The sequence below is a fragment of the Nonomuraea antri genome (genome assembly GCF_013283785.1).
GTDB classification, from domain to species: domain Bacteria; phylum Actinomycetota; class Actinomycetes; order Streptosporangiales; family Streptosporangiaceae; genus Nonomuraea; species Nonomuraea antri.
Map to the genome: position 1 here is coordinate 1 of NZ_JABCPZ010000389.1, position 5,523 is coordinate 5,523.

4 protein-coding genes are annotated in these 5,523 nt (G+C 72.0%); 1 reads left to right on the forward strand and 3 read right to left on the reverse strand.

Annotated features, from left to right (window positions below; translation table 11 throughout):
• Positions 1 to 252: 252 nt before the first annotated feature.
• Entirely contained in the window at positions 253 to 849 is a 597-nt protein-coding gene (locus HII36_RS52905; RefSeq protein ID WP_173530982.1) for a TetR/AcrR family transcriptional regulator, read from the forward strand.
• Between the two features lie 233 nt (positions 850 to 1,082).
• Here the strand turns inward: HII36_RS52905 and HII36_RS52910 are convergent, their stop codons facing one another.
• The 3 genes from HII36_RS52910 to HII36_RS52920 form a co-directional block, all read right to left on the reverse strand.
• Positions 1,083 to 2,279, reverse strand: a complete 1,197-nt coding sequence (locus HII36_RS52910; RefSeq protein WP_173530983.1) for a L,D-transpeptidase — start codon at positions 2,277 to 2,279, stop codon at positions 1,083 to 1,085.
• A gap of 170 nt (positions 2,280 to 2,449) precedes the next feature.
• A complete protein-coding gene (gene recD2, locus HII36_RS52915) occupies positions 2,450 to 4,636 on the reverse strand; it encodes an SF1B family DNA helicase RecD2 (RefSeq protein ID WP_328808299.1) in 2,187 nt (728 codons plus the stop codon).
• A gap of 132 nt (positions 4,637 to 4,768) precedes the next feature.
• Positions 4,769 to 5,452, reverse strand: a complete 684-nt coding sequence (locus HII36_RS52920; protein WP_173530985.1) for a class I SAM-dependent methyltransferase — start codon at positions 5,450 to 5,452, stop codon at positions 4,769 to 4,771.
• Positions 5,453 to 5,523 lie beyond the last annotated feature (71 nt).

The following is a 5,523-nucleotide window of genomic DNA, read 5'->3' on the forward strand; positions in this document are numbered from 1 at the left end:
GCCAGGGACTGCGGGTAGCCGGGGCGGGCGCGGTCGTAGCGGTCGGCGTCCGTGCCGAAGGATTCGGCGACCTCGCGGTGCCGGTGCGGCTGCGGGTCGGCGGGACGGGGGTGCTCGGAAGAGGTAGTGGGCATACGCCCACTCTAGTGGGCGTATGCCCACTCGTCTATCGTGAGGACTCGCGACGCGAGCAGAGGCCCCGCGACGCGAGGAAACGCGAGGACCCCGCGTCGCGAGGAGGAGAACGGTTCCATGCCGACCGGAGTGGCCCTGCGCGACGTGCGCGAGCAGCTGTTCGACGCCGCCGAGCGCATCCTGCTCCAGGCCGGGCCGAGCGCGCTGACCAGCCGCGCCGTCACCACCGAGGCGGGCTGCGCCAAGGGGGTCCTGCACCGGCACTTCGCCGACTTCGACGCCTTCCTGGCCGAGTTCGTGCTCGACCGCGCCGAGCGGATGGACGCCCGCGCCGCCGCGCTGCGCGAGTCGGCCGGGACCGGCACCGTCGTGGGCAACCTCGCCGACGCGCTGACCGCGCTGTTCGGGTCGGTCGCGGTGGCGGTCGTCGCCCTCATCACCTTCCGCGACGACCTGCGCGCCCGGCTGCGCGAGCGGTGGCCGGCCGGGGTCCCGGTGCTGACCGAGGCCGCCATCATGATCGAGGTCTATCTGCGCGAGGAACGTGATCGGGGGCGCCTGTCCCCCGACGCCGACGTCGACGCGCTGGCCCCGACGCTGATCGGGGCCGGGCACCTGCTGTTCGCCGACCGCGCGGCCGCCCCGGCCGAGTCCGACGTGCGGCGGATGGTGACCGCGGTCGTCGGCGCGGCCGTCCGCGACCCGTCGGCCTGAGCGCACCCCTTCGGCATCCGGCGGTCTCGCACGGGTGACCCATGGGGCCGAAATATGGAAAAGCGGGAGTTCCCCGGAGCCGGTGATCGGTGCTGATCTGAAGGTGTCGTCCCACCCGGCCGCGAGGCGTCTCCATCCGACGCAGGCGTCCGCGGCGCCTGGAGCCCGGGGGGCGGGAAAGGCGTCCACGGCCGGGCCGTGGACGCCTTTCCCGGGAACCCGGCGGCGGGGCGTCAGGCCTTGCCGCGCAGGGCGCTGCCCTTCTTCCACTGCGTGAACGACATCTGCCAGTAGCCCCAGCCGTTGTTCCACTCCAGCTCGCGGTCGGTGCCGACGATGTCGACCACGTCGCCGCGCTGGACGTTGTCGTAGAACCACTTGGCCTGGTCGGGGCGGGAGTTGATGCAGCCGTGGCTGACGTTGCGCCGGCCCTGGGCCCAGACGTTGTTCTTGGCGTGGACGTACTCGCCGGAGTTCGAGATGCGCACCGCGTGGTTGATCATCACGTCGTAGAAGCCGGGGTCGCCCTTCTTGCGGCCCGGGGAGATCATGCGCACCGGATTGCCGCGTTCCATCGTCAGGTGGATGCCCGAGGTGGTGGTGTATTCGCGGGTGGTGGCCATGCCGGCGCTGATGCGCATGGTCTGCACGCGCTTGCCGTCGCGGTAGACGTACATCATGTGCTTGTCGACGTCGACCTTGCTGATCTGCTTGGCGCCGATCCGCAGGGTGGCCTCGTAGTCCTTGACCCCGTACAGGCCCTTGCCGCCCTTGATGCCGGTGATGCGGGCGTTGAAGCTGACCTTCTGGTGGGCCGGCCAGTACTTGGCGGTGCGGTAGATGACGACGGTGTCGTTGATCCAGCGCCAGGCGCCCTCGACCGGCTTTTCCGCCTCGACCTCCAGCGCGCTCTCGATGGTGGCCTTGTCGGTGACGGGCTGGTTGAAGGTGACGATGATCGGCGCCCCCACGCCGAGCTTCTCCCCCTTGGCGTTGGGCGTCACGTCGGCCACCTGCAGCGCGCGCTCGGGCTTGGCGGTGGTGAACGTGCTGGTGGTGACCGTCGCGCCGGCCTTGGCCGAGACCGTGTAGCGGGTGGACGGCTTGAGCGCGGTCTTGGAGATCCACTTGGTCTGGTCGGCGTTGAACTTGCCGTCGATCGCCTCGCCGCCGGCGTCGATGGTGACCTCCTCCAGCGCGCCGCCGGCCGCGGTGACGACGACCCGCTTCTCGGGGCTGACCTTCGCGCTGCCCTCGGCCGGGCTGATCTTGATGGTCGGCGCCGCCGGGGTGGCGGTGGTGGTCGGCTCGGACACGCCCGGCGCGCCGCCGCCGGCGGCGTTGCCGCTCGAGCACGACACCGTCAGGGTCGCCGCCGTCAGCAGGCTCAGCCAGGCGACGGGCCTTCTCCAACCGGGCGCAACGTTCAAGACAGTCCTCTCCCCCAGGGTGGTCAACGCATCCCAAAAACCTTAATGCTCCTGCATGTAAGACGCGGATGAGTTTGGGGGAGTTCGGTCACATTTCAATCACTTATTGCGGTCAAGCCCAGGTCAACGGGGGGTAAAGCCCGCTGGTGGTGGTAAGGGCGGCCGGATTCTCAGAGGTTCAGGCGGTGGGTCAGGCTGGTGTGCCGGCGTCCGGCGCCCTTGGTCCGCACGGCCTGGCCCAGCGCGCGCCGCGAGCCGACGATCACCACCAGCCGCTTGGCCCGGGTGATGGCGGTGTAGAGGAGGTTGCGCTGCAGCATCATCCAGGCGCTGGTGGCCAGCGGGATCACCACGGCCGGGTATTCGCTGCCCTGGGAGCGGTGGATGGAGACGGCGTAGGCGTGGGCCAGTTCGTCGAGTTCGTCGAAGGCGTAGTCGACGTGCTCGTCCTCGTCGGTGACGACGGTGAGCTTGTGCTCGTCGGGGCGCAGGTCGGTGACGATGCCGACGGTGCCGTTGAACACCCCGGCGGCGCCCTTGTCGTAGTTGTTGCGCAGCTGGGTGACCTTGTCGCCGACGCGGAAGACGCGGCCGCCGTAGCGGCGTTCCGGCATGCCCTCGCGGGCCGGCGTCAGCGCCTCCTGCAGGGCGATGTTGAGCGCGCCCGCCCCGGCCGCGCCGCGGTGCATGGGCGCCAGGACCTGCACGTCGCGGCGGGGGTCGAGACGGAATCTGGCCGGGATGCGGCGCGCGACGACGTCGACGGTCATCGCGGCGATCTCCTCCGGCTCCTCGCAGGGGAACAGGAAGAAGTCCTTCATGCCCTCCAGGACGGGGTGGCGGCCGGTGTTGACGCGGTGGGCGTTGACGACGACGCCGGACTCCTGGGCCTGGCGGAAGATCTGGGTCAGCCGCACGCGCGGCACGTCGTCGGCGGCCAGCAGGTCTTTGAGCACCTCGCCGGCGCCGACCGACGGCAGCTGGTCGACGTCGCCGACGAACAGCAGGTGGGTGCCGGGCGCGACGGCCTTGACGAGCTTGTTGGCCAGCAGCAGGTCCAGCATGGACGCCTCGTCCACCACGACCAGGTCGGCGTCGAGGGGGTTGTCGCGGTCGAAGGTGGCCTCCCCGCCGGGGCGCAGCTGCAGCAGCCGGTGCACGGTGGTGGCCTCGTGGCCGGTCAGCTCGGCCAGCCGCTTGGCGGCGCGGCCGGTGGGGGCGGCCAGGATGACGCGGGCGCGCTTGGCGCGGGCCAGCAGCACGATGGAGCGCACGGTGAAGCTCTTGCCGCAGCCGGGGCCGCCGGTCAGCACCGCGACCTTCTCCGTCAGCGCCAGCCGGACCGCCTGGCGCTGCTCGGGGGCCAGCTCGGCGCCTGTCTTGCCGTGCAGCCAGGTCTCGGCGCGCGCCCAGTCGACGTCGGCGAACGCCTTGAGCCGGTCGTGGCCCGAGCGCAGCAGCCCCAGCAGCCCGCCGGCCAGCGACAGCTCGGCGCGGTGGAAGGGCGGCAGGTAGACGGCCGGGACGGTGTTGTCGCCGGCCGGGACGCTCTCGCGCACCACCCCCTCCTCGCCCACCTGTTCCTCCAGGCAGGTGGCGACCAGCTCGGCGGGCACGTCGAGGATCTTGACGGCGTCGCCGACCAGGTTGGGGGCCGGCAGGTAGCAGTGGCCGTCGTCGGCGGCCTGCGACAGCGTGTAGCGCAGCCCGGCCTTGACCCGCTCGGGGCTGTCGTGCGGGATGCCGACGGCCTGGGCGATGGTGTCGGCGGTCTTGAAGCCGATCCCCCACACCTCGTCGGCCAGCTGGTACGGGCGGCTCCTGACGACGTCGATGGAGTTCTCGCCGTACTGCTTGAAGATGCGCACCGCGATCGAGGTGGACACGCCGACGCCCTGCAGGAAGATCATCACCTCTTTGATGATCTTCTGTTCCTCCCAGGCGGCGGCGATCATCTTGGTCCGCTTCGGGCCCAGGCCGGGCACCTCGACCAGCCGCTGCGGGCTCTGCTCGATCACCTCCAGGGTGTCGGTGCCGAAGTGGTCGACGATCCGCTCGGCCATCTTCGGCCCGATCCCCTTGATCAGCCCCGACCCGAGATAGCGGCGGATGCCCTGCACGGTGGCCGGCAGCACGGTGGTGTAGGACCACACCTCGAACTGGCGGCCGTAGCGCGGGTGGGAGGTCCAGCGGCCGCGCAGCCGCAACGACTCGCCGACCTGCGCGCCGAGCAGCGGGCCGACCACGGTCAGCAGGTCGGCGCCGGTGCGCTCGGTGGCGACGCGGGCGATCGTGTAGCCGGTCTCCTCATTGGCGTACGTGACGCGTTCCAGGACGCAGGAGAGCTCGCTGCCCACGACACCAGATGCACCCTCGCCCACCGTCGAACCCTTCCGCCCGAGCCGCTTCCCGGGGTCAGAGTAGAGGAACACCCCGACAGGCACGCCCCCGCAGGGATCCCAGGGGACGCCGCCCGAACTCCGGAGCGGTCAGAGGCGGGCCAGCAGCGCGTAGCGCTCGTCGTGCACCGGGCCGCCCCACAGGTCCGGGTCCGCGCTGAGCGGCTCCACCCGCAGCTCGCTCACCAGCGGCCGCACCGCCCGCGCCAGGTCGTCCGCGCCGACCCCGCCGTCCCATGGCAACGCCTGCGCCCCCGCCGCGTACGGCGTGCCCGGCACGCCCCAGCGGCCCTCCACCAGCACCAGCCGGCCGCCCGGGCGCAGCCGCGACACCCACGTGCGCAGCGCCTGGTGCGGATCGGGCAGCGTCCAGAGCAGGTGACGGCACATCAGCAGGTCGAACCGGGCCTGGCCGGTGGGCGGGTCGGCGGCGTCGCCGACCAGGAACCGGCCGGGCAGCCCGGCGGCGGCCAGCTTGGCCCTGGCCCGCTCGACCATGCGCGGGGCCAGGTCGACGCCGGTCACCCGGTGCCCTGACGCGGCCAGCAACGCCGACAGCGAACCGGTGCCGCAGCCGACGTCCAGCACGTCCAGCACACCCCCCGAAGTGGGGCCGGATGCGGCGGGTGGGGCCCAGGCGTGCAGCAGGCGTTCCCAGGCGGCGCGGGTGCGCTCGGCGCGCAGGCCGTGGTCGGGCTCGTCGTCGAAGGTGTCCGCCGCGGCGTCCCAGAAACCGGCGATCGAGAGAGCGGGGGCGGGGGTGCGATCGGTCATGCGAGGGATGCTGTCACCCGGCACCGACAATACGGCGCCACCGCCGCACCGCCCACGCCACCGCCCGCAGC

What these genes read in the sequence shown, in the direction of transcription:
- HII36_RS52920 (WP_173530985.1), bottom strand. Translation starts at nt 5,452, where the DNA reads ATGACCGATCGCACCCCCGCCCCCGCTCTCTCGATCGCCGGTTTCTGG.
- HII36_RS52905 (WP_173530982.1), top strand. Translation starts at nt 253, where the DNA reads ATGCCGACCGGAGTGGCCCTGCGCGACGTGCGCGAGCAGCTGTTCGAC.